General features: G+C 57.6%; 17 protein-coding genes and 4 pseudogenes. 12 read left to right on the plus strand and 9 right to left on the minus strand.

The genetic code is table 11. The annotated features are described in order from the left end of the window. Nucleotide 1 precedes the first annotated feature (1 nt). A complete protein-coding gene (locus tag NKI06_RS26285; RefSeq protein WP_352987592.1) occupies nt 2–3,583 on the plus strand; it encodes an AAA domain-containing protein in 3,582 nt (1,193 codons plus the stop codon). Next, nucleotides 3,580–5,355 carry a phospholipase D-like domain-containing protein gene (locus tag NKI06_RS26290; RefSeq protein ID WP_352498883.1) on the plus strand — a complete coding sequence of 592 codons (1,776 nt, stop codon included), beginning with the start codon at nt 3,580–3,582 and terminating at the stop codon, nt 5,353–5,355. Before NKI06_RS26285 ends, NKI06_RS26290 begins: the two co-directional genes overlap by 4 nt. On the opposite strand, the gene NKI06_RS26295 is transcribed toward NKI06_RS26290, so the two are convergent. Together NKI06_RS26295 and NKI06_RS26300 are read right to left on the minus strand one after the other, a co-directional pair. After that, on the minus strand, nt 5,293–5,664 hold the full coding sequence (locus tag NKI06_RS26295; RefSeq protein ID WP_352561470.1) for a hypothetical protein: 372 nt from the start codon (nt 5,662–5,664) through the stop codon (nt 5,293–5,295). The genes NKI06_RS26290 and NKI06_RS26295 overlap by 63 nt on opposite strands. Before the next feature lie 49 nt (nt 5,665–5,713). Then, nucleotides 5,714–6,897: pseudogene (locus NKI06_RS26300) on the minus strand (IS3 family transposase). Between the two features lie 186 nt (nt 6,898–7,083). Between NKI06_RS26300 and NKI06_RS26305 the strand changes: the two are divergent. From NKI06_RS26305 to NKI06_RS26320, 4 genes and pseudogenes are all read left to right on the plus strand, one after another. Further along, a complete protein-coding gene (locus NKI06_RS26305) occupies nt 7,084–7,260 on the plus strand; it encodes a hypothetical protein (RefSeq protein WP_352561471.1) in 177 nt (58 codons plus the stop codon). A 625-nt stretch (nt 7,261–7,885) separates the two neighbouring features. Further along, nucleotides 7,886–8,220, plus strand: a pseudogene (gene tnpB / locus NKI06_RS26310) (IS66 family insertion sequence element accessory protein TnpB). A 13-nt stretch (nt 8,221–8,233) separates the two neighbouring features. Then, nucleotides 8,234–9,906, plus strand: a protein-coding gene (gene tnpC, locus NKI06_RS26315; RefSeq protein ID WP_352561473.1) for an IS66 family transposase whose coding sequence is annotated in 2 segments (ribosomal slippage) — nt 8,234–9,758 and nt 9,758–9,906 — 1,674 coding nt in all. Because the reading frame shifts where the segments join, the coding sequence is not laid out codon by codon here. Between the two features lie 2 nt (nt 9,907–9,908). Then, nucleotides 9,909–10,142: a hypothetical protein gene (locus tag NKI06_RS26320; RefSeq protein ID WP_352917438.1), complete on the plus strand. Its 234-nt coding sequence runs from the start codon at nt 9,909–9,911 to the stop codon at nt 10,140–10,142. 25 nt (nt 10,143–10,167) lie between these two features. On the opposite strand, the gene NKI06_RS26325 is transcribed toward NKI06_RS26320, so the two are convergent. The 5 genes from NKI06_RS26325 to NKI06_RS26345 all read right to left on the minus strand — a co-directional run bounded on the left by NKI06_RS26325 (nt 10,168) and on the right by NKI06_RS26345 (nt 15,941). Further along, the gene (locus NKI06_RS26325; protein ID WP_352987593.1) at nt 10,168–11,079 is read right to left on the minus strand and encodes a hypothetical protein; all 912 of its coding nucleotides are present in this window, start codon (nt 11,077–11,079) and stop codon (nt 10,168–10,170) included. Between the two features lie 14 nt (nt 11,080–11,093). Continuing rightward, nucleotides 11,094–11,783: a hypothetical protein gene (locus tag NKI06_RS26330; RefSeq protein ID WP_352498887.1), complete on the minus strand. Its 690-nt coding sequence runs from the start codon at nt 11,781–11,783 to the stop codon at nt 11,094–11,096. A gap of 75 nt (nt 11,784–11,858) precedes the next feature. Then, complete coding sequence (locus tag NKI06_RS26335; protein WP_352498888.1) at nt 11,859–12,146, minus strand: DUF3616 domain-containing protein; 288 nt, start codon at nt 12,144–12,146, stop codon at nt 11,859–11,861. Further along, complete coding sequence (locus tag NKI06_RS26340) at nt 12,038–12,967, minus strand: DUF3616 domain-containing protein (protein WP_352561475.1); 930 nt, start codon at nt 12,965–12,967, stop codon at nt 12,038–12,040. Before NKI06_RS26340 ends, NKI06_RS26335 begins: the two co-directional genes overlap by 109 nt. A gap of 289 nt (nt 12,968–13,256) precedes the next feature. Continuing rightward, nucleotides 13,257–15,941 carry a hypothetical protein gene (locus NKI06_RS26345; protein ID WP_352826414.1) on the minus strand — a complete coding sequence of 895 codons (2,685 nt, stop codon included), beginning with the start codon at nt 15,939–15,941 and terminating at the stop codon, nt 13,257–13,259. A gap of 693 nt (nt 15,942–16,634) precedes the next feature. On the opposite strand from NKI06_RS26345, the gene NKI06_RS26350 reads away from it, so the two are divergent. The 4 genes from NKI06_RS26350 to NKI06_RS26365 all read left to right on the plus strand — a co-directional run bounded on the left by NKI06_RS26350 (nt 16,635) and on the right by NKI06_RS26365 (nt 20,609). Further along, nucleotides 16,635–17,204 (plus strand): hypothetical protein, encoded by a 570-nt coding sequence (locus NKI06_RS26350; protein ID WP_352561478.1) that lies wholly within the window; start codon nt 16,635–16,637, stop codon nt 17,202–17,204. 12 nt (nt 17,205–17,216) lie between these two features. Then, nucleotides 17,217–17,876 (plus strand): hypothetical protein, encoded by a 660-nt coding sequence (locus NKI06_RS26355; RefSeq protein ID WP_352987595.1) that lies wholly within the window; start codon nt 17,217–17,219, stop codon nt 17,874–17,876. Between the two features lie 250 nt (nt 17,877–18,126). Beyond that, nucleotides 18,127–19,695, plus strand: a complete 1,569-nt coding sequence (locus tag NKI06_RS26360) for an AAA family ATPase (protein ID WP_352987597.1) — start codon at nt 18,127–18,129, stop codon at nt 19,693–19,695. 56 nt (nt 19,696–19,751) lie between these two features. After that, the gene (locus NKI06_RS26365) at nt 19,752–20,609 is read left to right on the plus strand and encodes an HNH endonuclease (protein ID WP_352987598.1); all 858 of its coding nucleotides are present in this window, start codon (nt 19,752–19,754) and stop codon (nt 20,607–20,609) included. A gap of 910 nt (nt 20,610–21,519) precedes the next feature. Here the strand turns inward: NKI06_RS26365 and NKI06_RS26370 are convergent. Further along, nucleotides 21,520–21,763 (minus strand): annotated as a pseudogene (locus tag NKI06_RS26370) (Rieske 2Fe-2S domain-containing protein). A 313-nt stretch (nt 21,764–22,076) separates the two neighbouring features. Here NKI06_RS26370 and NKI06_RS26375 point away from each other — a divergent pair. Further along, nucleotides 22,077–23,013, plus strand: a protein-coding gene (locus NKI06_RS26375) for an IS630 family transposase (protein ID WP_352561484.1) whose coding sequence is annotated in 2 segments (ribosomal slippage) — nt 22,077–22,411 and nt 22,410–23,013 — 939 coding nt in all. Because the reading frame shifts where the segments join, the coding sequence is not laid out codon by codon here. 12 nt (nt 23,014–23,025) lie between these two features. On the opposite strand, the gene NKI06_RS26380 is transcribed toward NKI06_RS26375, so the two are convergent. Continuing rightward, nucleotides 23,026–23,592 (minus strand): SET domain-containing protein-lysine N-methyltransferase, encoded by a 567-nt coding sequence (locus tag NKI06_RS26380; RefSeq protein WP_084565921.1) that lies wholly within the window; start codon nt 23,590–23,592, stop codon nt 23,026–23,028. A 1,050-nt stretch (nt 23,593–24,642) separates the two neighbouring features. On the opposite strand from NKI06_RS26380, the pseudogene NKI06_RS26385 reads away from it, so the two are divergent. Then, nucleotides 24,643–24,897, plus strand: a pseudogene (locus NKI06_RS26385) (helix-turn-helix domain-containing protein); the annotation flags it as partial.

A 24,897-nucleotide genomic window follows, 5' to 3' on the forward strand; every position in this document is an offset into this window, starting at 1 on the left:
CATGGCCCGACGCAATCAGAGAATTCGACTGGAAGATACCTTCTCGCTTTCGGAAGATTATCTCCAACGTCCTCAAGTCGAAGAGCTGCGCCCTGGATTGATCACGGCCGTCGTCAAGGAGACAGGCGAAGATCGAACACTTAAGATCTGGTGGAAAGCTGGAGATCAGGCAGACGGGGAATTTAGGGAGCTCTGGAACCATGAAAGGCTTCAGGTTGATCGGGTAATGAACTATCCTGACGCCGATGAAGTCATGGTCGAAGTCATCGAGATGATTGAGACCGCAGATTCATTTTGCGTGGTATATGAGGCTGCAGCCACGCCGTTGGCGGCACGTCTGCGCACCCTAAGCTCTCGCCACTGGCTGAAGGGGCTGGACATCGTTTCCAATCGAGCAATCCTTTGGAACAACCTTTCCCGCTTAGCAAAGGCCATAGGGCTATTGCATGCCCGGGGACTGGTTCACGGTAGGCTTGACCGGCATGCAGTGTTCACGAACGGCAGCAATTCTGCGGACTTCAAACTTGGAGGCTTCGAGTGGTGCGTTGGCATGGGGGAGGCCAACGCCCTTGATCCTATGTTGGCGAAAGCGCGCGCGCGGATCGACCGGTTGATTTATTCCTATGGTGACGATTGGAAAGCTCTAGGCGCGCTCTTTGCTGATATATTGGGTGTGGACGTGACTCGGCTTCGGTCGGATGACCCTTTTCAACGGGGCCGACCCGTAATTGATCTGAGCGAAGGCGAGATCGATTTTCTGCGTCGACTAACCGATCCCCATAGAGAAGACGCCGCTGATGCACGTTGGGTCATGCGTTCGGTCGACACGCTACTACGCGAGCTCGTCCGGTTTGGGACCACGAAAGCGGCCCGCTTCATTCTACTTGCCCGTCCTAACCGGAAAATGGCGGAAGCTATCGATCAGGCTACTGATGGCGGCATACCCATCGATGACTTGGATGGTCAAATAGCATACATAGAGGGCGATATTGCGAGCGGTGCCAAGATCGTCGTTTCCAACCAGAACGATTTGGAGACGCTCGATACTTTGACAATCATTACCGAGGCACTCTCGTACCGCGTTCGACAGTTCGCGGACGAAGGTCCACCCACCTGGCAAATCGCAACTGTGGTTTCGATCGTTCCGAGGGATCGAGCGCGACTGCCGGGCGATCGAGAGGTTCATCGCCTTAGCCACGAAGTCCTAGTTGCCCGCAACAAGCACGACGCGCTAGCATTGCTCGGCCGCTTGAGAAGTATGGCAATCGATTGGACGATTCCAATCGTCCCTCCAAAAGTCGACGATATTAATCGCGAGAGTGTGCCTATGCAGCGAGCGGTACTGCTTCTTCAAGTCGTCGAGGCGTTAGTCAAATCGTTGGACATCCTGCCTGTCAGCGTCGCGTCAGCGAAGACGGATGGAGGGAGAAATGTTGTTCGCCTTGCCCCTCGCTTGGGTACAGCTCGCGACAATCTCGCGGCCGAAATTGAAGAGCGGAACACCGCCGAGGTTATGGATCGGATATTCGAAAAGGAAGATCTTGGAACTGACGTCGACTGGAGGCTCAGTGTATCAGGAACATTATCCTCAAAGAATGCAACTGAGATAAGGGCGCGTTTTCTCGGAGTAGTGGAAGGCGCCAACGGATCTCCGCTCTACGAGTTTGAAGTTCTGGATCTCATCCGTGACGAAAAGAACCTGTTTCTCAAGCGCAGCGGAGAAGCGGGGACGGAAGCTTTGATCCGGCGCCGTTTGCGAACAACCAAAGCGCTTGGCGAGCAGCGAGATTTGGCATCGCTGTTTGTCGACTTGAGAAGGCGGATAAGAAGCTCACAGGACGTCTTGGTAGAGGATAGTGAATATCGCGACCTAGATGGCCCAAAGCGGGAAGCATTGGAACAGATCTGGAAAACATTGCCTAACCATCTAGTCGTCGGACCCCCAGGAGTCGGGAAAACGCGACTAAGCGCCGAGGTAGTCAGGCGACGCCTTGAAGGCGACCCAGCCGCCCGAATTCTCCTGAGTGCTCAAAGCCATCAAGCACTTGATCACCTACTCTCAACGGTCCGAAAGAAGGTTGTCGCGGCGCTGCCGGAAACGATCATAATTCGGTCTAGGGGAGGAGACGATTCAGTCTCGACGGATGAAGATCTTCGAAAGACCGCGGCTAGCTATCTCGATCGGGTTCTGAGTTCAGCTTTGATAAATGATGCTCCGGGCCCCTTGCAACTCGGGATATCGTCGCTCAAAGAGGCTGTGTTGCACGCCACATTTGATGATGAAGGTAAGGTCACCCGACCGCTTAACCGCCGTGAAGAAGTTGGCTTACGTGCATTAGACGCATTAGTTTTAGAATCGGCAAACGTTGTTTTTTCAACAAGTAATTCTTTCGACGTTGAGCGCCTATGTGAAGATGGTGCTCAGTTTGACTGGGTGCTAATAGAAGAAGCAGCTAAAGCGACAGGCCCTGAATTGATAGCCCCATTATCGCTGTCAGGGCGCCGACTGCTGATAGGAGATCATCATCAGCTCCCTCCCTTCGATTCGGAGCGGTTGACTTCAATTCTCTCAAATAACACCGCAGTCCGTAATGCACTACAGCAAGTCGAGCATGTACTTGGAGCCACGTTCTTTGAAAGCGGTTTGGACGAGCTTAGATCTGCCGTCCGAGACGAAGCGGTGTTAGAAACGACGACACAACTCGCACTTCGTATGCTCGAACCCTTTCGGTCCCTCGTTGAGGAGGAGGAGCGTAAGCGCGCCGTGGCTGGAGGGCAGAGACGCACGGTATCAAGCGAATTGTGGTGCCAACATAGAATGGATCCGGCGATCGCCGAGTTGGTCTCACGTTGCTTTTACAAAAACCGGCTTTACACAGGTGATGACAGGATTGAGAGCGCCAAGGTACCATTGCCTTTTACGTTCGATAGCAAAATTCCAAGCTCGCCTATCGTCTTCATCGACATGCCATTTGCCAGCCGATCCGGTCGAGCTGAGCCGGTTGAGAGGGGGCGGCCACGATGGCATAATCCATCTGAGCGCAGGATTGTATTAGAGATACTTCGTCGTCTGAAGGTCGCAGATCTGAAACCCGACCCTGCCGACCTGAATACTCTGGCTGTGTTATCCCCCTATAGGGCTCAGGTTGAGCGTATGGCGAGGGACCTGGACGTGTTGCGAAATAGCGGTGCGAGTTCCATCGCGCAGTTCTCAGGTTTCACCCACGATAGCCGCATGCATGGAACGGTCGATTCTTCTCAGGGCAGCGAGGCAGACTTGGTGATCGTTTCTTTAGTACGAAACAATCACCGCAATGGCGTCGCCTCGCTCGGCTTTCTAAGAGATCCGCGACGGATGAACGTGCTTCTAAGCCGGGCAAAAATGCAGCTAATCGTCGTCGGGTCTTTGGAGTTCTTGAAAGAAAGCACGCGGCACGCCTCCGCCGTCGAACAGGATGACCTCGCGTTCATACGTTTGTTCCTCGACACGCTAGAGCACCTTACTACACAAAAAGCATACCGAGGTGGACCTGCGGCGGTTGTCACTAGCGCGGCTGATGCTCTTGAAGGAGTGACATTTTGATCACGAGCAAAAGCCGTCCACTGGCGATTGCCGCAATCCCCATTCTTCGTGTTTCGGCCCGGGTTGTTCTTGAGAAGGGACGGGGCTGGAGCGCCATTGATGAACTTGTCCTATGGGCATTTTCAATTAAGGCACGATCAGCAACACAGATGGCGAGTGAGTTGAACCTCCCGAGGCGCGTTATCCTGGAAATCGTCTACAGGATGATGCGCTTCCGGCTGATCGAAGCGGTGTTGCTTCATGGTGTTCCGGCATTTCAGGCCACCGCATACGGGTCGGCAATCGTCCTTCATGGTGAGGAAATCCCCACGCTTCAGCGAAGATTTTCTCGCAAGATTGCCTTCGTGGTCGACAAGATAACGGGAACGGTCTTTCCTAAAAGGGACGTTCGCGTCGAGAATGCAGGGGCGCTGACGGCTTTCAAAGAGAGTGGGGCTGCTGTCCATGAGATCGAAGTACGTGGACAAAAGATTCAAACAAGTCCGTCTCAAAATGTCGCAAGATTTCAGGAGATTCTTAATCCCGATGAGACTTTAATTTATTTTGATGGCGATACTCTAATCGAGAGAGATGACGAATACATCATCGTGACTGCTGACGGTCATGATCTAAGGGGGCTGCCAGCAAAGGCACCTACGCAGCTAAAATCTCAAGTTGTTTATGCCCTTTCGCTTCCCGTATCGGGAAAGAAGGTCGTGATGAACTCTCTCATTTCGAAGGACGACGAACCGATCGTGCCATTGATGGCCCGAATTGATTTTGATCCGCGCACAGACCTGATCGTGGGTGGTCAAGAGCACCGGGATGCATTCCATGCCATTCTTGCGACGGCCAGCCGTCGAATATACCTCCACTCGTCGTTTTTGAAAAAGGACAGCTTCGACAATGTTGTAGACCTTTTGCGTGGCGCTGTAAGGAGGGGGGCGCGCATAGATATATTTTGGGGAGCCGGAAGCCCGAACGAGCCAAAAGAAAAGACTCTTTTGGAAGCGACGGCGATCTCAAAGGCGATCTCGGGTGATGACTCTCTCAGAGGAAGTGTCACTATTCATCTGCGCTCCACCGGGTCGCATGCCAAACTGATTGTTGCGGACGATGGGCTCGGTGGTTGGATCGGAGCAATAGGATCTTGCAGCTGGCTCTTCAGCAAGTTTGATCGCCTTGAAGTCACTGCAATATTGCGATCGCCTGGTGTCGTAGCGCAGCTGGTTAGCAGCTTCTGCAAACTTATAGCGCAACCCGGCTTTCGGCCCGAAGTCGGTAGTGAACTTTACCTTTTGGGTAACGCTCTCAGGCATCAGCCTCAACAAGGAAAAATGACCGCGGGAGTAGTATCGGGCCAGATGCATGAAGCCCTCTTGCGCCACGCGAGTGGGACCGCCGAAAAGCGCTTCCTGATTGCCAGTGATCGGCTAGGAAATGCCGCATTTGCCAATGCAATAATCCCTTCTGAACACTTCCATTCGAGGACAGGTTTAACCCCCGTAGTCGTATACAGTCAGAACTCCGGTGCCATGGCCGAGGCCGGAGCAGCTATGTCGGTCGCAGTGGAAGCACTGGCAAGAGGCGTTCAGGTCGTGTCCCCGTCAGAGAGTTTCCACGCGAAGTTCCTCCTATGGGGCGAGGACGACGTGGTGATCACGAGTCTCAACATGGGCTCTGCAACAATCAGTCCAGACCTTCCGATGGGGGAATTGGGCGTTCATCTGTCAGGTTCGCAGATTGCAAGCCACCTTATTGATAGGCTCCGAGGGTGGTGGGCCTTTCTTTAGGGAGTTTTTGCTCACTACGAGGATGTTGGCATGCTTTTTGATGTAACCACCTATGAAGTTAGCGTCGAAATTGGAAACAGGCTTGCTCTGGACATAGCGTAAGGCTGGCGCCGATATTGCGTCCGGATCGCTGTCGGCGGGCGCAAATATGCGCCGGTCGTCAAGCAGATCGACCGCCGTCATTCCATCCGGCGGCTGCATGAGGTCGCGCAGCAGAAGTGTCGCTGGATCGCCCTCGGTAAGTGCGACGAGCGCAACCTTGGCACGCTTCTTTTGCGCCACGCCCAACTGCACACGCCAGCGGAACACATGCCCGTTACGATCCCGCCGACGGGCAGAGTGACCTTGCCCCCAGTTTCTATCCAGTTTTGAGTTCGTTTCCGGCGTGGGTTGTGCCCTGCTGGGCGGGTGAAGGGGCGGACGCTGGCGCGGAGCCTTTGGCATAGCGCAGCGCGAGCGACCGTCGCGGATTGAAGGTGCCGGCGAACTCGGCCGGTGTCTGCCAGGCGATTTGGGAGTGCGGCCGCGCGGTGTTGTAATCGGCGCGCCACAGGGCGATGGCTACGCGCGCCTGAGCCAGCGAGGTAAACAGCGTCTCGTTGAGCAGTTCATCGCGGAGTCGGCCGTTGAAGCTCTCGATGAAGCCATTCTGCATCGGCTTGCCGGGCGCAATGTAATGCCATTCGACGCGGCTCTGATCCGCCCAGGAAAGGATGGCGTTCGAGGTGAACTCGCTGCCATTGTCGCTGACGATCATCCTCGGCCGGCCGCGCTCGGTAATGAGCCGGTCCAATTCGCGGGCAACCCGCATGCCCGAAAGAGACGTATCAACGATGAGTGCCAGGCACTCTCTCGTGCAGTCGTTGACGACGGCCATGATGCGGAAGCGGCGCCCGTCGGTGAGCTGGTCCGATACGAAGTCGAGCGACCAGCGCTCGTCGGGCCTCAGCGGCACCAGCATCGGCGCCCTTGTCCCGATCGCCCGTTTGCGGCCGCCACGGCGGCGAACGGCGAGCTTCTCCTCCCGATAGAGCCGGAACAGCTTCTTGTGGTTCCGATCAGGCCCTCCCGCCTCAGCATCACGAGAAGACGCCGGTAGCCGAACCGACGACGTTCCTGCGCGATCGCCTTCATCCGCTCGCGAACCTCGCGGTCGTCCGGCCTGCTGGTCTCGTAGCGAACCGTCATGCGGCAACAGCCGATGGCTTTACACGCCCGCCGTTCGCTCATCCCGAAGCCTTCCTTCAGGCGAGCGACAGCTTTCCGCTTGGCGCGGGCGTCACCATTTCTTTCCCACAAGATCCTTCAACGCGGCATTGTCGAGCATGGCGTCGAAAGCCGCTTTAGCCGCGTGTTCTCGTCCTCCAGCGCCTTCAGTCGCCGAGCCTCGGAGATATCCATCCCGCCGAGGCGGGCCTTCCAGTTGTAGATCGAGGCGTCGCTGACCCCGTGCTTGCGGCACAGATCGGCAACCGATACCCCGGCCTCGTGTTCCTTCAAAATTCCGATGATCTGCTCTTCAGAGAAGCGGCTAAGTTTCATGTCCTGGTCCTCTCGATGGGCCAGAACGAACTTCAAACCGGATTAGATCAGAGGGGCAAGGTCACCGCCCAAAACGATCATTGCTGCCGACGACCCGTCGCTGAGCGAAAGAGCCAGGGCCGAGGCGCTTTGGAATGACGACAATATAAAAAGGCGACAATCCGATCCTTAGCAGACAGCGTTCGAGTGCTTGCAGCGCTCTGGACATCTGCCTGGGAAGTCGGCCAAGGCGCGAGCGTCGCCAACGCCAAGATCCGGACCTACAAGGAGGCCGAACTCAAACCGGTCTATCGCGACGATCCGCAATTCGTCCCGAGCCTCAGTTTGGATGAGATGGCACAGAGCGGTAACTTCGAACCATAGCAAGCGAAAGGCTTTCATCGAATCGAGGGTGATTGTTCGCATGTTAGGGCTGGCTGTTTGCAGAGTTCCGCCTCGGGCAAATCAAGAACGGGGGCAAGGCGGAGATTGTGGGGCACCGTACGCCTCCGACGATGGCCGCCTTGCGCGAGCATGGCACGGTAGCGAGGCTGCGCTCTTAAGGTTGTCCTTACGAGCGTAGTTAGCAGCACAGCATGAGCCATGTGACGTTATTGACCGGGCCTGAGCGCCGTCGTCGTTCGAGTGAAGAGGATCAGTGCCGGATATGGCCTCGGCATTCGCGCCCGGGGCCACGGTGGCGGCGGTAGCGCGTCAGTACGATGTCGCAACCAGCCTGATCTATAAGTGGCGCCGCACGGTGAGAGCCCGCGCGACGGGCTTTGCCGAAGTTGTCTGGTTCCCGATAAGCCTGTCGCCGCTTCGGTGCCGGCGCGCCACCAGCGGTGATCGAGCTGGAGATCGCCGGCAAGGTGCGGCTGCGGATTCCGCTGACCACGCCGCCAACACTGGCGGCAGCGATGGTGAAGGCGCTGGGCGTTTCATGATCCCGGTTCCGAGCCAGGTGCGGATCTGGTTGGCGGTCGGCCGGACCGATATGCGTCGCGGGATGCAAGGCCTCGCTCTGCAGGTTCAGGAGACGCTGGGCCGGGACCCGCATGCCGGCGATATTTTGTCTTCCGCGGCCGCAGCGGCAATCTGATCAAGATTATCTGGCATGATGGGCTCGGCATGTCGCTGTATGCAAAACGGCTCGAGAAGGGCCGGTTTCTATGGCCGTCGCCGGGCGGACGGCACGGTTTCCATATCACCGGCGCAGCTCGCCTACATGCTCGACGGGATCGACTGGCGCAACCCGCGTCACACGTTCAGACCGCAGCGCGCGGGCTGAGTTTTTCTTTGAGTTTGCGCCATTTTCCGCGAGTCAGCGGACGCGTTTTATGATTCACTCCAGGGCATGGTTGCCACCGCCCAGGATGCTGTTCCGGACGACATTGGCGCGCTGAGAGCAGCGCTGAGCGCAGCGCTGGCCAGAGCCGAAGACAAGGCTGCGCGCGCTGTGCTGGTCGAGGCCGAACTGGCGATCGCCAGGGCCAAGGCATCGGATGATGCGGCGCTGATCGCACATCAGGATCTGACGATCCGGAAGCTGCAGCGGGCGCTGCATGGTCAGAGTTCTGAACGTGCCGCCCGCCTGCACGAGCAGATGGAACTCACCTTCGAGGAACTCGAGAGCACGGCAACGGAAGACGAGATCGCCGCCGAGCAGGCAGCGGCCCGGACCACCGAGGTGGCGCCTGATGTGCGCAAGCGACCGACGCGCCAGCCATTTCCCGAGCATCTGCCGCGCGAACGCGTGGTCGAGCCGGCGCCGACCGCTTGCCACTGCTGCGGCGGTCATCGGCTGCGCAAGCTGGGTGAGGATATCACCGAGACGCTGGAGGTGGTGCCGCGGCAATGGAAGGTGATCCAGCACGTGCGGGAGAAGTTTACCTGCCGCGACTGCGAGGCGATCAGCCAGGCTCCGGCGCCGTTCCACGCCACCCCGCGCGGCTGGGCTGGCCCCGGCCTGCTGGCGATGATCCTGTTCGAGAAGTTCGGCCAGCATCAGCCGCTCAACCGCCAGGCTGAACGCTATGCCCCCGAAGGCGTGCCGCTCAGCCTGTCGACGCTCGCCGGCCAGGTCGGCGCCGGCGCCGCGGCGCTGACGCCGCTGTTCAAGCGGCTCGAAGCCCATGTGCTGGCCGCTTCACGTCTGCACGGCGACGATACGACGGTTCCGGTCCTGGCCAAGGGCAAGACCGATACCGGCCGATTATGGACCTATGTGCGCGATGACCGACCTTTCGGCGGCGCCGATCCGCCGGCGGCAGTGTTCTATTATTCTCGCGATCGTCGAGGCGAACATCCCGCGGCGCATCTCGCCGGCTGGAGCGGCATTCTGCAGGCCGATGCCTATGGCGGTTATGGCGATCTCTATGCGACGGGCCGTCAGCCGGCGCCTATTCTGGAAGCCAACTGCTGGGCCCACAGCCGGCGCAAAGTGTTCGAGCTAGCGATGTCGAAGCGGCGGCGCGCAAGAAGGGGCACGGCGAAGCCCAACCTGGTCTATCCGCTGGCGGTCGAAGCCGTGAAGCGCATCGATGCCCTGTTCGATATCGAGCGCGAGATCAACGGCCTGTCGCCGGCCCAACGCCACGCCGTGCGGCAGGAGCGGAGCGTGCCGCAGGTCACCGAGCTTGAGCGCTGGATGATCGAGACGCGCGACAAGCTCTCGCGCGGACACGATCTGACCAAGGCCTTCAACTACATGCTGCGCCGCTGGTCATCCTTCACCCGGTTCCTCGATGATGGGCGCATTTGCCTATCGAACAATGCCGCCGAGCGAGCCCTGCGCGGCATCGCTCTCGGCAGAAAGTCCTGGCTGTTCTGCGGTTCCGATCGCGGCGGACAGCGCGTTGCCGTTCTCTACAGCCTGATCTCAGCGCCAAGTTGAATGACATCGACCCTCAGGCTTGGCTCGCCGATATCCTGGCGCGCATCGCAGCCCACCCAGCCCATCGGATCGATGATTTGCTGCCGTGGAATTGGAGATCCGCACAACTGCGGACCCAACCAGCGGCGGCCTGATCATGCAGCGCAATAAGGTGCATCACGTATACACCGTCGAACGTGTCGCCAGGGACCTCGGCGTCAGCGAAGCGCTCATCCAGGACCTGACCCTCGGTCTCGAGCCCGAGGACGGCGTCATCTGGGTGTACGGGGCCATCGATGACGACGGGATCTTGGCCTTCACCGATGAAGGCATCGAGGAGGTCAAACTCCTCCTCGACGAATATCATCGCGTCTCCCCATCGAAAGCTTGACCCCAGCACCGCTGTGCTCAGGTGCTCATGGCCGCCGGATACGCACGTCTGCGGTCTTCACCGGATGCGTACGGGGCACCCCCAACACCCTCCCGTTCTCTGGCTCTACGCCACTCCATCCTCTCATCTGCCAGCGAGCGGCCTGTCGGGGGAACGCAGAAATTAGGGCTTGCCTGCCTTGGTGTAATACGTCTCGATCGCCACAGCGCTGATGCTCCCGACTACTTGCCCGCCAGACGAGCGAGAGGGCACGCACCGTGACGAATAAAGCGAATACACTCAGCAGCAGCATGACAACCGGTTGGACGAATGCGAAGAAGGTTGTCGCGTCCTTGCAAGCATCTGGCCCGACGACTTCGCCGGCCAGCCGATAATAGTCGCCGAAGATATGTCCGAAGGTGGCATCTGCTGGAAATCGGAAGAAATCATTCGCTCCTGCGGCCAAGGGACCCCATTTGTCTTTGACTTCGGTACAGAGCTTGCCCTCGCCAAGGAACACGCGCCAGAAATGCCCGAGTGCAAAAAGCGGCAGGATCGAGAAGAAAACATAGGCGAGAAACTGGGCTTTTCGCCCAAGGCCTGTTGACGGCGACGCATCCCAAAGCCGGAACGGATATCGCTCGTACCAGGTTGGGCCTGAGCGATGGGCATGCTCGCGCATGACCGCTGCGTTGAGGATGAGCAAGATCGACACGATCAGGATGGCCCACATCGCTACGATCGAGTCCAGCAGACCTGGCACGAACGAAAAGCCGACAACTACACTCAGCTTGGGATCGATGTCCGAGCCTTGTGTTTGGCCATGCGCGACAATGACGAACAAGGTTGTCGCGAGGGCAATCGAGAGCCAAAGCTTCTGCGTTGTCGCAAGCGTAATGCCATTTGTCGCAGGATCATCGCTAGGATGTGGCTCGCCTGCATTCAGCTTCGAATTCATCTACGTCTCTCACTTCAGAGGTTGAGCAATAGTCCGGCTACGGCCGGCAAGGTGCCTTCGACGACCAGACTTGGCTTAGCGTCGATCATGACGAAGCTGGCGGTTGTGAGGGTCACGCCGAGGGCCTGCACCGCCGGTGGCAGAGCCAAGCCTGCACCTGGCGCGGCAAGTGCCTCATTCAGCAGGCCGCCCAACTGGTCCATTACCAAGTCGTCGAGATGTAACGCCTGAGCGGCATTTCGCGTGAAATCGTTCGAGATGTTGAACTCCGCGATACGACCGGTAAGCGCGACACGATTGTCCGCTACTGTCGGTTTGAAATAAGCCACAACGCTGCCATTGGAGCTTGGCACGACTTCGGGACGCACGTGAAAATGCACCTTGGCGCGAAGTGCCGGACTTTCGATCGAAAGGAGGGTGCCGTTGTGCGTCAGCCTGCCGCCAAGGTCGATGTGTCGCTTTGTCCAAACGGACCCGATCAAGGGATCGACCTTGGCCACAAGGTCGGACAGGCCAATCGTCAACGCGATGGCGACGGGCTGCGCTGGATCATTTCTGCTTGCAGTGATGCCAACTGGGAAATTGATCGCAATGCCTTCGATGGTTTTGGAAATGACGGCAGGCGGGAGGTCAACGCTTTTGGCGTATCCCGGTAACAGCCCAAGGATCATCCAGAAGCATGCCGTGACTGCTCTAAGGCCCATTCTCGCGCTCCACAGTGTTCTGTCCACCTGCTATTGCCGCTGTTGTCTTAGGATCACGATCAATCTCAACGCAGCCTAGTCGGTCGCCATCCAGTCTGCCGCGTAGGCACTACCCTCGATCCGGCTCTCGTCGGGCCGATCATAGACGATCAGGTGACCGGGCTTCCCGTTTCGCTCGAGAAAGCACAACCCTTCCGGCTTTTCGCTGCCAGTCGGCCAATCGTAGAGCTTTTCGGGGTGCTGGATAAGCGGGGTCACGTCTGGCTTCCAGCGATAGAGTCGAAACGGGCCCATGGCATCGCCCACCAGGCCCGCGATGATAAAAATGTCGGTTCCATTCTGGCTAAGGTCACAGATCGCCAAGCTACCGAGATCGAGAAAGGACAACCTGTAGCTCTTACCTCAAGGTCCTTGTTGAGACTTAGGTAAACGATGACGGCGCTATTGTCGAGCCGCGGACCGCGAAGCCCCAGAAGGACCTCGCTTTCAGTTACGATCAGACCTTCAATATCGAGGCCGTTCTCCTTGCACGGCAGATCGAGGAATGGCTTGAGATAAGCATCGCCGGCCAGTACTCCGCGAATGGAACCTGGCCCCTTCCTTGGGACGACTTTCACCGCCCCCAGGCGCAATGCATCGTCCATGAGGGGGATGCGCGCCAGCAAATGCCGGCTTGGCCGGGGGCGTATCTTGGACCGGAGTTGATCCTTATCGTCGTCCTCGGAGGTCAGACGGACATGACAATGCGAGCCGCAAAGCCAGAGTGCTCCTTGAGCGACATTGACCGCTTCCAGGTCCAGATCCGCTCCCCCTTTCTTCTCCCCGGCGCCGGGCCAGCGCGCAATCAAGTCGTCAATTCGATACTGACCGGCGAGCACATATCCGGCTTCGTTCGCCTTCAGGCACTCGAAGGTCCGCCCTTCGTCCGAAACAGTCCACAACAAGCTCCTGTCGGCCGCTAGTTCGGACAAATTGTGCAGCACATCTTTGTGGCCGCCGCAGCGTAGTCGAGCCAGATGCGCTATGCCGGCTTCTTCGCCATGGCGCCCCTTCAACTCAAATTTCAGTGCTGCCCACTGCGCATGTTTTCGAGGCGCATCATTCTCCGGAATACTGCCATTTTCCAGTCTGCGTACAGCCAGATATTGGCATTTGCCGAATTTCTTGGCCGGAAAATTGACCATTTGCGCAAAATTTTTCTTATTCGATCGCCGATGCTTAGAATTCAGGAGATGCTATCCATCAGTACCTCGAGCTACTGGACCATTTCCAGAAAATGTTTCGAAAACAGCGGGCTTCGCGGTGAATGTCGGCGTGACCGTGCGACCGGTCGGACGAACTGGGAGGCCGGTAATGGGCTCCGATAGCACCCCACTCCGCCCAAAAACCCGTTCAACTACGATGCGTACGATCAACCGCGCATCGCGATCCCGCTTAGGCCCAAAAGTGCAAGAACCTGCAATCATTGTAGGATCATTCCTCGATGGGCCCCGTGCCGATGATGACGGCGTTGTCGGCCATCCTCGGAACGAGCTTCAAAGATTGATTCAGCACCATCACTTCGGTCGCGGGAATGTCCACCGACGTTGAAGGGATATTGCCCGAGGCGCGATACTCACCGTCGATTAGCAAGGCAGCCATTTTGGCATTCTTATCGCCCGGTAGCGCGGCCCGGATCGCATCGGCGAGCAAACCTTGTGTCAGTTTGGGCAGCGCGACGATTGTAAGGCCGACAATTGCCTGTCCCGCAGCGCAAGTGAGCAATCCAGGGTTGCTTGTAATAAGCTTCTCCAGCGGTGGATCGGACTTGAGGAGGACTTCTGCCTTGCCGAAAGAAAGAGTCGCCTTCAGCGTGTCCGGGCTCGGCGCCCAGGTGATGCTGCTCGTCAGCTTCGGCGTGGTCAGCGAAGCCGATGCGTCGAGATGAACCGCGAGCTTGCCGCTCGGACACGCCAACAAGTTCCCGAAATCGGTCCATACGATGTTCAGCCAAGCGTCGAGACCCGCCTGCGCGGACGCTTCGATCGTCAGGTCCAGACCTGTAAGATCGGGTTTTACGACGAGACGTGCGCTGGGCATGGTCGCCGCCGAAGCATCAAACGCCGTACCGCCGGATACTTTGGCAAGCCCTCTCAGATCCGTGGCCTCGATCGTCTGTAGAGCAGCTTCGCAAGCCAGTTGCAGCCCAGATGACCAAGCCGTGGTGCATTTGGTCACCTCTTCGCCACAAGACTTTATGCGGTCGATGCAATTGCTGTCGTCATGAGATTTGCAGATCAGTTCCTTAATGGGTTTACAGACTTCCGAGCAACCTGGAACAAACCGGGGGCAAAAGCTGCACAGTGTTCCAGTAACGGTCTCTTCGCAGATGTTAATTTTACAGCTCAGAATGTCGCCGCAGCTTTCCACGCCCTTGCACGGATTGCCGCACGACGCATCGGCGGGTACAATCGGGATTTCGCCGGCATCGAAGGTGGTGTCATCCTTGAAATGAGCTGAGATGCTCGGGTCCAGTTTGATCCACGCCGCCTCAAGGAGATGTGCAAAACCCGGCTTTGCAACCGCAAGTGACAGGCTGTCATTGGTTTCTCCGACGACCGATAGACGTGCTTTCTCCGACAGCGCGATTAGCCGGGCCAGCTGACCGGGTTTGAGCTCCGGCTGCGGAAGTTGGGCCGGTTCCTGTTCAAGCGAAGGAACTGCAAAGATCTCGACACCCTCTGGGGAGATCACGGCGGCGCGTCCGGTGAAGTTGATCGTGGTCGAGGGGATTGTCGTGGCAAGCTTGAAGGCGCCGTCGTCGCTCGCGACCTTGATGTCGATCGCCGGAATTTTCAGCAGGGATTCCGGAAGATTGGCGATAAGCCGCGCCACGACCTGGCCCAACCCGTCCTCGTAGGGGATTGTGAGCGTGGTTCCCCGATCGCCCCAGGCCACGCTCAGGTTTGATATTCGGATTTCGCGGGGCGCATAATTGACAATTACCCCGCCCGGTGCTGCGCGCATCACCGCCCAGGCCGTCAGGCTGAAGTCGACGCTAAGCTTGCCGCCGCCGAGAACGGCCTTGCCGGACGCGGTGGCTTCGGCGACGCCGTCCTGTAGTTTGACGATCACGTCGTCCGGCTTCACCGTCAAGACGACGTCTTCTACCTTAATCTTGGCGATCGCATCGAGGACGATCCCCTTCAGCCGACGCTCGAACCATCGTCCTTCCGCGTTGGCGATGGCCAAGCCAGCGAAAGTGGTAGGCGCGATCGTTTCCGGCGGAACAGAACCGTCCATGGCAAGCATCGCTTCGAAGGCTGCGAGATTGCTCGCGGCGGAATCATCGCGCAAGGCGTCACTGACATCGTGAAGACTTTTGCCTTTCGGCTTTACCGCGACAACGCCTTTCCCAGGCGCGTATGATGGCAAGATGGTCTTTGCCGTCTCAACGAAGGCGTCGCCATAGTTTGCGACTTGCGCGCCCGGACTTGCTGCAAGCGATCCGAGAAGCACCGCGATACCTGCGTTGCTGACATAGACCGCGGGCCGCGCCTTAGCTTGTTCCAGAAGATTTTCCGGAAGCTTCAGGGGGATATGCTGAGTGGGGATCTTCGCATTGAGCGCAGCGAGCGACGCCGTGACGACATTCTCAAAAAGGCCCGCCACTGCGTCAGGGAATTTCAGACCTCGCGCCCTGAGCGAGCGGATCTTGACGCCAGTGACGACAGGTTTTGCATGCAGCGCATCGTCCGAAACGAAAGGCACCACATCGAGGGTCAAGGTGAGGCTCGCGGACCCGATCTTGTCGCTCGAAAGTGTGACCGGGGCCGCGACGCGGAGATCGGAGGGATGGAAACTGACGACGGGCTCGCCATCCAAGGCCAGTTTCCAGCCCTCTTTCAGATCGGCGGTCGCTGCGGCGTTGATCAGGGAGTCCTTGATCGCCGCGATCACCGGATCGGCCGGGACGTCGATCAGGATGACCGCCTCGCCAAGGCCTGCCAAGGCGTCTCGGTTCTGCCGATCCGCGGCCTTTACAACATCTTCAAACTCGATCTTGCCGAGACGCTCTTCCAGGTAGCTCTTGGCAAGAAGAGGCAAACCCCACCAGAGTCCCGCTGCCAAGACGACCACAAAAATAGCAACTGCGGCTGTTACGCGATAGAATCTCATATTCCCCCCGTGTATGTCACCGAGGCGGCTACTTGCACCGCGTCAGCATCTCGTATCTCATCGAAAGTGATGACAACAGATATCAGAGGGGAATAAAATGTCCTATCCGGAAATTCCGCATGGCATCTAAGTCGAGCACTGTTCTACGTTCATTCGCGGTGATCTCGCATGTCTTGTATTCTTCAGAACGGCCCTCATGGTTGTGATGATATCGTGCGCGCCCATGGGTGCACAGTTAGCGAGAGTAGTAACGTTCGCTACGAATGTTCCAACGGTCCGATCGGCGCAGTGGGACAGACATTTCGTCTGGCGCTGGCAACTCCCGGCCATGTCATTGTCCAGCATAGCGCTGGATTGGATATGTCCTCGAGCTCTGATATCACAAGGCAGAACTCGTATCTCTTGGTGGATCGTTCCGGCCAAGCACGGCTGAGCCAGTTTGCTTGGGCGCCAGCGACAAGGTTAAGGACGCGATCGAGTTACAAGACGTCGATATTTTGAGCGCAACGACCATCGGCCTTCAGCACTTGGCCCAGTTACTTGCAAGGGTGGGCCGATCCTGACCGCTAAGTCGTCGTAGGCGTTTCCACGTGACTGGGCTTCCAATTGCCATAGCCGCCGCGCTTGTTGCCAAGTTTACCTGTATTTTACGCGCAGACGGCAATGATCTCCCACTTGGCGCAGGAGAGCAATTTGGGCCAATTCAGCGAGGAGGCGGTCCACAGCTACCTGTTCAAGAGCGGGTTAACCGACCTGGTCGACGACACGGCGGCGTTAAACGAAAAGCCTGGGGACGACGAGGACCACTTCCAACTCTGGCGAATCATCAAAGCGCGGGCCCTAGCCAAGCTCAGGAGACTGCACAATTCGGTTCGATACGGAGAGTTTCTGGGCAGCAAGATTAAGCTGCCCACCGACCACACCCGCCCAATGGAGCTCGATCTCCTGGGGCACCAAGAGGATGGGCTCTTCATTCTCGAGCTAAAGGTGGACCGTGCGGCAGAGCGCAACGCGTTTTCCGAACTGTTCGCCTACAGCAATTACATCGCCGGCATGTTCGCCTTGTCCGGCCACAAAGACATTACCAACGTCCTGGTTTCGACGATGGACGTGAAGATCACCCGCCAAGCCTATCTATATGACCTGCTGATCGCCGACCGCGATGTCTTAATTTATGCGCCGGTTTTCGTCACCGACGCGCTCGAAAGCCTGAGCCTGCAGCTCCATGTGCCGAGCGACGATGAGTTCAGGCGCGTCGCATGACGCCTGGGATGTGTGGTAGTCACCATCGATGACATACCGGGCTGGATCGACAACAAGGAGGACGACGGCTCGCCCAACGAGTGGACGCGAAAGCACCTCACTGGGCTCAGCAATTATGCAGCCCAGCTGATGGAGGCAGAACGGCTGCACGGCTTCTGCTTCGTTAGGAAGTTCTGGGACTCAATCCCTTGGTCGAACCGGAGCAGCCTGTTTATCTGCGCTCTGAACCCTTTCCGGCTGGCCGAACCCGAGCGTGCTAACGCAATTACCGAACAACTCGATGAAGTGCTTCATGCAAAGCTGATCGAGGCTCCGCTCTACGCCTTCGATGGACGGCTGATCCGGCTCGCTCAACGCGTCGCCAATGACGGCCTGACGCATGGCGGCCTTGGCGAGGTCGAGTTGCCGTTGTGGAGCGCGGTCGTCACCTCCGTGAGCGAGGTGGCGATTTCGCACAACTTCGCATTCCGGCCGACCGGGATGATGCGCGAGGCCTTCGTCAACTACCTCAACGCCTTCTATGCGCGGAATGCGTCAGTGGCCGGCTATCAGGAGGATGTCTCCAAGCTGAAGGTCAACGAGATCTCCAACTGGCTGCGGGCGTGGACGTTCATGGAGATGTGCGGCTTCCAAGCTGGCGAAGTCCCCGAAACGGAGGATGACGATGACTAATCTAAGCCGTCATCGGGCCAGCCTGGACCAACGCTTTGGTCGTGTCGCTTCGGAGGTTCTGAACCGCAACGCCCTGTCCCAAGCGTCGCATCATTTCAAGTGAGTGAGGCTGTTCCTAGTCCTAGGAGGTTGAAGCTTCTAACCGCAGATTGCCTCGCGATCGAGAGTTCTGAGCGCGACACTAGCGAGCGAGCAGATTGTGGCTCGCATCTTCCGCGTGGTAGTCGTGAACACCAACGGGAGGGCAACCATGGATTTTTCGGTCGTAGCGCCGTCGCGCGGCACTCCAAATTCGACCACGACAGTCGTCCTCCAACAAGACCGATGGGACGACTTCGGGTTCAAAACACAATATCACATCTTCTATTACGGCTCCGGCGAAGAGGTTTTCATTGGAAATGTGAAGATCCTGCGGAGGGGGCAGACAACCTCGATCGCAAGCATTTTGCCGGTTGGGCCGCTTGCGCCGCTGTCCGAGGAATTCTGTTCACTTGGTCAATCGTTAGACTACTATGAGCGGCTCGCCTCTATTCCCAAGGATCATCGCGATGAGATCACATCCTTTTTGCGCGATTCGGTTGCCACTCCCGATCACGCGAAATTGTTTGAAAACGAGGAAGGATGGAGGACCTCAATCACACGGGACCTGGATACCGCCAGCTATGTCCCATTGGCCCAGATGCTCCTTGAGCGGGACTACAGCGCGCTTCCGTCAGTGGGGCTGGCGCTGACCTTTAGCTTGGCGGGATGGTCGGCACCGCTGGAGCTTCATTTCGAGGCCCCAACCGACGACTCCACATACTTTGCAAAGACAGGGAAGCTGCCAGAGAGAGTTGCGGTCGTCACTGGGCGTAACGGGTCGGGCAAGAGTACGCTTCTGGCCAGGCTCGCCCGTGTCATTCACGCTTCGCAAGCCGAACGGGCTGGCGATCTCATTTCCCGACTAGGCACGATTGAGCCGGTCGGAATCGGCTTCTCCCGGATCATCGCTGTTGCATACAGCGCCTTCGATACCTTCCAAGTGCCAGGCGTCAGCCCGCAGGACAAACGCCAGATCGTCAGCGACCTGAGATCCGGCACCGGCCGCTACGTCTTTTCTGGATTGCGCGATATTGCGCGCGAACTGGAGGAGCGGCTCGACGAGGAGGCGGCCCGCCAAGGGCCTGGGCCCGACGATCCCTTCGCGCTCGACCGGCAAGATCGAACATACCTGAAGTCGGCCGATCAACTTGCGGACGAGTACGCGAATATCATCAATCTAATCATGAACTCCGACAGGTGGCGGTTGCTCGATCGGGTCTTAAAGCTGCTCCTTACCGATCCCTCGTTTTCCGACGTTCTGAATCAATCCCCCGATGCTTTGCTCGGCGATGATCGTAGGGCCACGTTCATGACTTGGAGCACGGGACACAAGATTGTCCTGCACACAATAGCAACCTTGGTCGCGTACACCCAGCCCAAGGCGATCGTACTGATAGACGAGCCTGAGAGCCATCTTCACCCGCCGCTGTTAGCCACGTTGATGCACGCCGTCCGCATTATCCTTGTTCGAAATGACTCCTTTGCCGTCGTTGCTACTCATTCGCCGGTCGTTGCTCAGGAGACGCTTGGCCGTCATGTCTCGGTGATCAACCACTCCGGCGACGTAGTGACGATAATGCCCTCCAGGATCGAAACCTACGGCGAGAGCATCGGCGAGATCACGGACGAGGTATTCGGCTTGAATGCCGGATCGGCAGATTTTCATCAGACGCTTCGTACGCTCGTCGAGCGCAAGCTCACTCTCGCCGACATTGAGAAGCTGTTCGACCGGGGATGAGCCTTCAGGCTCGCGCCTATGTCATGAGCCTGATTGCGTCGCGCGAAGGCTAACAGATGTGGAAGGTCGATCTCCCCGATGTCGGTGACATCGATGACCAACTCGACGCCGCCCTAATTCACAAGGACGGGACCGTCGCTTACCATCTGACCGACGCGGAGCGACTTGCGGTTGCCACGCTGTATCAGGGCTATGACAGCTTGCTCGGCGAACCCGACCCGAGTCTGATCCCTGTGACCCTCGATGCTTGCAAGGATGCGCTACACACCGCGTACAATGAGGTTCAGAAAAAGGGCCGCCTTTCCAAACTCCGGGGCACGCTGATGGCGGCAGTGATCGAATGTCCGCTCTGCGGCTTCGAAGCCGCCACCACGCTCGACCACCATCTTCCTAAGGACGATTATCGGGCCCTGTCGATTTATTCCCGAAATCTCGTTCCAAGCTGCCAACCGTGCAATCGAGCCAAAGGCACCCTAGAGCCGGTCGCGGGAAAGGGGATGATTCACACATACTTTCAGGATATTCCGGACTTCACATTCTTATTTGCCGAGGCCGGATACACAGCTGGTTCGCTCGTAGTTACGTTCCGAATCGACCCGACGTTGCTGCCAGCCGGACTAAGTGAGCGTCTGAAATTCCAGCTCCACCGCCTTAAGCTCAACGACCGCTATTTTGATCCGATCAACATCTTCCTCTTCAATCTCAAGCCGTCCTTACGAATGTTTCGTGGCAAGCCGAACGAAGCCGAGCTCATCAAGGCATTCTTCCTTGCATCCGCAAACTTGTATGACTGCGATTACAGTTTCAACCATTGGCGTGCGGCTCTGATGCGTTGCCTCGCGACCAGCGCTGATTTTCTGGCCGATCCATGGTCCTATCTCGACAAGCCGCTGCTTTCTCTAAAGGCGGGTTGAGTGACGAGTAATAGCCAAGTTTGGGAATCGGCAAGCCAAGAAATCCTCTGCAGGGCGGTCCGTCAGCTAGTCAAGAGCCCATATTTAACGAAGAGTCTTTCCGGCGTGGGCCGTTCGCTCCCAGGTGACGGCGATCTGCAGATCAGTCTGGCGATTGGGTAGTCGGCTTGAGTCCCTAAATTCATCCCATACGCGCTGCAGATCGGCCGTCGGTAGGACCTCAGTTTGTTAGATGAACATTGAGGCTGACTGCCCCGCGCTTGGTCCCCTGATGTTCAAATTAGAAGCAGCTTCTGGCGGGACCTACCACCAATCTGTTCTTGAGCAGTCGCAGAAACTAAACTTAGTGGTGGAGTTGAAGTACGAAGCGGACCGGTAGGTAACGCCGAGAGCCGATGCAAACAGGGCTGAAACGCGTGATGCTCTTTAGTGGATGTTGCGCCGTCGCACCTGGACAGAGTTGTCTGAGGATAAGTATGTTCGCCGGATGATCGGACAGAACGAAATAAAGGCCAAGGCCATTGAGTTTGACATCCTTCATCCGAATGTCGAACGCGATTATGTTTTTGGCTGGCTGCTAAAATCATTCACGAAAATGACTACGGGCTGTTCACACGCGAGCGTTATGCCTGCCTCAACCAACAGCGGCGGGGCATCTGCGACAACGGCCGTACCATCACCCGCGAGAAGATCGAGCAGCGCGTCCTCGCAGGCCTAAAGGAAAGGCTCGTCTCGGCAGATGCCGTGGGCGAGGTGATCGGAGCCTATACGCAGGAGACCAGCCTCGCCGCGCCAACGACGGCCATGGCTCGTTCGCTTCCATTTGTTCCTCCTGACCAGTTCGCGTGTGTTGCCGCGATAAAAAAGGCGAAATAACCTCTGGCTGCGCCGGTCGCGATCGACTTTTCGGTCACATCCTGATGTAAACGGAGTCGGCTTCAACCTTCACTTGATAGCTTTTGAGGTCGATACAGGCCGGCAGGGCGCGTGACTCTCCAGATCGATAATCGAAGGTGCCGAAATGATTGGGACACCGTAGACTATACCATCGGCGAGATGCACCTTTTCGTGCGAGCAGTGGCCATCCATCGCGAAGAACTTGCCGTCGGGCGACCGCACGACACAAACGTTCGGGAGCCGACATCGACCCTCAGGGCTTCCTCGGGTTGGAGTGCGTCGACGGTGCACGCGACTACCCAGTTTTCTCACTTGTCATAAGAGCTCCTTGAACATGGGTCGGTTCGAATACTCGCCGACATTGCGAGAGGTCGGCCCCGTCACAGGGCCGAGATTTTGATGTTGGATTGCTGGAAAATGCGATGTGTCTTGATCAGGCGGAGCCACCGCGGGTGTATTTCTTCGCCTTGATCCGCCTAGAGCATAATCTGACCTGATGGAATCGCGAGGGATTCCCATCGGGGAGAATATCTGATTCATCATGTCGGCTGGGTATGGAGGCCAGCAGGCATGGTTAGAGCCATATCGGAGGATTTGCGTTCGCGAGTGATCGCAGCGGTTGAGAGTGGCCTGTCGCGGCGGGCTGCGGCGGATCGTTTCGGTGTTGCCGCGGCAAGCGCGGTCCGCTGGGTCCGCGAATGGCGAGAGAGCGGCGCGACGCGGGCAAAGCCCCAAGGCGGAGACAAGCGCTCCCAGCGGATCGAAGCCTACCGGGATACGATCCTAGCGGTGATCGAAGGTCAGGACGACATCACACTGGTCGAGTTGGCTGAATTTCTCAGGGCGGAGCATGCGGTCGTGTTCGCGCCGAGCACGATCTGGCGCTTTCACTCGATAACCTTCAAAAAAAACAGCGCACGCCAGCGAGCAGGATCGGCCCGACGTGCTCGCGCGGCGACGCGCCTGGTTCAAGGCCCAGCCTGATCTCGATCCCGAACGGTTGGTCTTTATCGACGAGACCGGCGCATCGACGAAGATGGCTCGCCTGCGTGGACGGGCAAAGCGGGGCATGCGGTGCCGATCTCCGATCCCGCACGGGCACTCGAAAACGACTACTTTTACAGGCGCATTGCGCCTGACGGGCATGACTGCGCCGATGGTCCTCGACGGACCGATGACGGGTGAATGGTTCGCCGCTTATGCCGAGCATGTATTGGCGCCTACGCTTCGAGTTGGTGACATCGTCATCCTCGACAACCTGCCCGCTCACAAAGTCGCCGCCGCCCAAGCGATCGAAGCGGCCGGCGCGCGAATGCTCTTCCTACCGCCTTACAGCCCCGACTTTAACCCGATCGAGAATGCCTTCTCCAAGCTGAAGTCGATCCTCAGGAAAGCCGCCGCACGCAACATCCCCGAGCTTTGGGACGCAATCCGCGACGCCTTGCCACGCTTCACCGCCGAGGAGTGCTCAAACTACTTCTGCGCCGCAGGATACGAGCCTGAGTGATCAGATTCTGCTCTAGGAGCCAACCAACTCTGCAAACATTCCTATCCCCCTCGGAAACCGTCCAGAGTTCCGTTGGAGATAGGGAGCGTAGAACCCTGCAGAGAGCATCGGATGATCCGGAGGCAACGTGAAGAAGCCGCCGGCAGATTTTCGGCAATTTGCCGCTGAACAAAGACAGACTGGTACCGCGATACTCTCGCTCTCTGAGGTAGCATAATCCCAGGTCAATTCGACGTCACGAGAGATTTCCTGAATAGCGATAAAATCATAGGCTCCGAATCGGTTAGGCACGATCGCTAGATTAGGATTACAAGAATGGTTCGAACGGATAGCTGGCTCCTCAAAGAGAGCGTGGACATTCCAATCCATTTGAATTGTGTATATCGTCCTCACTTCCTCCAAACGGTCGATTAAACCAATCATGACAACCTCACCTGGCAAGAATTGACGAGCAGAGAAGACGCCATTCCCTTTGTTGCTGCCTGTATCTACGATTTTCGTGTTACGTGTATTGATTATTCTTGCGCATACAGCATCATCTTTCAATAGGGAATAGGATTTCTTCTTTTTATTCGGCATAACGCGATCCTTTTAATTAGACGCTGATCTAGAGCATCTAATGCTTTCGAACGCCTGCCGTGTGAATGGCGGCAGGCGGTACCGGTTCGGCAACGAAGTACATTCAAAATTTGTGCCCATTAGGATGACACGAGCTGAAGCAAGAGGTTTCCTTGCTGTTCAGCTATTTTTCCCGAGACCGGACATGAAAAGGCTTTGCAGCCGGTCGGGCGGACTCGACAAACCCGACAGAAATGTCGGTAAGCGTTCAATTTCTGCACATAGGCCTTTGTGAGCAGGATCGCAGAGATGTGTCCATTATCAATGCAAGAGATGGACGAACTTGGCAGTGGAAAGGTTGCGGTCATCACGGTGCTGGGGACGGCAATCGTCAGTCTGACGCGGTCGTGAGGCCCGTCTGATCAAAGCGTGTCTTGAGCCCGGGGTTTCGGTCGCGGGCTTGCGCTGGCGTACGGCGTGAATGCGAACCTGTTGCGCAACTGGATTGCGCTGCGTACGCCTCCGGCTAGGCCTTCACCGCCTTTCGATTACCCACATCGTCGGCTTGATTCAATGGAGATGCCGAAGGCGATGTCGTGCAAGCGGGTCATGCCGCGCCGGGCGACCATGTTGCCGGGAGGCGGATTATGTTTGCCGGCGAGATAGCCTCCACGCATGGCGATTTGCAGCAGGTAGGCGGCGAGCGTAGGCCGTTGGAGGCGCGGTCGCGTTCGGGACGCGTTGACGCACCAACTCGACCAGGCGCGGGTCCATCAGCGGCACCCGCGACGTCAAGTTGGGCCCGGTTGATCGATAACACCCTATTTGAGGCAGGTTCAGTCGGGGTGGATCTGCCCACTCCGATCACAAGCCGATCTTTCGACCCCGTGGTCGGCAATCCTCCATGGACCTTCGTGAAGAAGGAAGGCGGCGCCGAAAGGCGACGCGCTTCCGATACATCGACGCCCCTTCCGAGACGGAGCCCCGATTAGGCATTCCTGCCACTCTATCTAGCTGTTTGATCCCAGGCTTTGATGGTGCATACTTTTCGTCCGAATCAAAGGATGCGCTATGGGCCAGGTTCTTCATGGGAGCGCCACGACGACAGAGGCGATCCGTCGAGCGATACAGCATAGTCAAGAGAGCCTGAGGGCGCTGGCGAAGCGCTACGGCATCAATCAGAAGACGGTTAGGAAGTGGAGGAACCGGACGTCGGCCGCCGATCTTCCGACTGGCCCCAGAGATCCGAAGTCGACAGTGCTATCGACTGAGGAAGAGGCGGTCATCGTCGCCTTTCGGCGTTATACGCTGCTGCCACTGGACGAT

The organism is Mesorhizobium sp. M0772 (genome assembly GCF_040320135.1).
GTDB lineage: Bacteria > Pseudomonadota > Alphaproteobacteria > Rhizobiales > Rhizobiaceae > Mesorhizobium.

Excerpts from the sequence above, each read along its gene's own strand:
- NKI06_RS26285 (WP_352987592.1), top strand. The coding sequence starts at position 2 with ATGGCCCGACGCAATCAGAGAATTCGACTGGAAGATACCTTCTCGCTT.
- NKI06_RS26320 (WP_352917438.1), top strand. The coding sequence starts at position 9,909 with ATGCAGCGCAATAAGGTGCATCACGTATACACCGTCGAACGTGTCGCC.
- NKI06_RS26325 (WP_352987593.1), bottom strand. The coding sequence starts at position 11,079 with ATGAATTCGAAGCTGAATGCAGGCGAGCCACATCCTAGCGATGATCCT.
- NKI06_RS26330 (WP_352498887.1), bottom strand. The coding sequence starts at position 11,783 with ATGGGCCTTAGAGCAGTCACGGCATGCTTCTGGATGATCCTTGGGCTG.
- NKI06_RS26340 (WP_352561475.1), bottom strand. The coding sequence starts at position 12,967 with ATGGTCAATTTTCCGGCCAAGAAATTCGGCAAATGCCAATATCTGGCT.
- NKI06_RS26345 (WP_352826414.1), bottom strand. The coding sequence starts at position 15,941 with ATGAGATTCTATCGCGTAACAGCCGCAGTTGCTATTTTTGTGGTCGTC.
- NKI06_RS26360 (WP_352987597.1), top strand. The coding sequence starts at position 18,127 with ATGGATTTTTCGGTCGTAGCGCCGTCGCGCGGCACTCCAAATTCGACC.
- NKI06_RS26365 (WP_352987598.1), top strand. The coding sequence starts at position 19,752 with ATGTGGAAGGTCGATCTCCCCGATGTCGGTGACATCGATGACCAACTC.
- NKI06_RS26380 (WP_084565921.1), bottom strand. The coding sequence starts at position 23,592 with ATGCCGAATAAAAAGAAGAAATCCTATTCCCTATTGAAAGATGATGCT.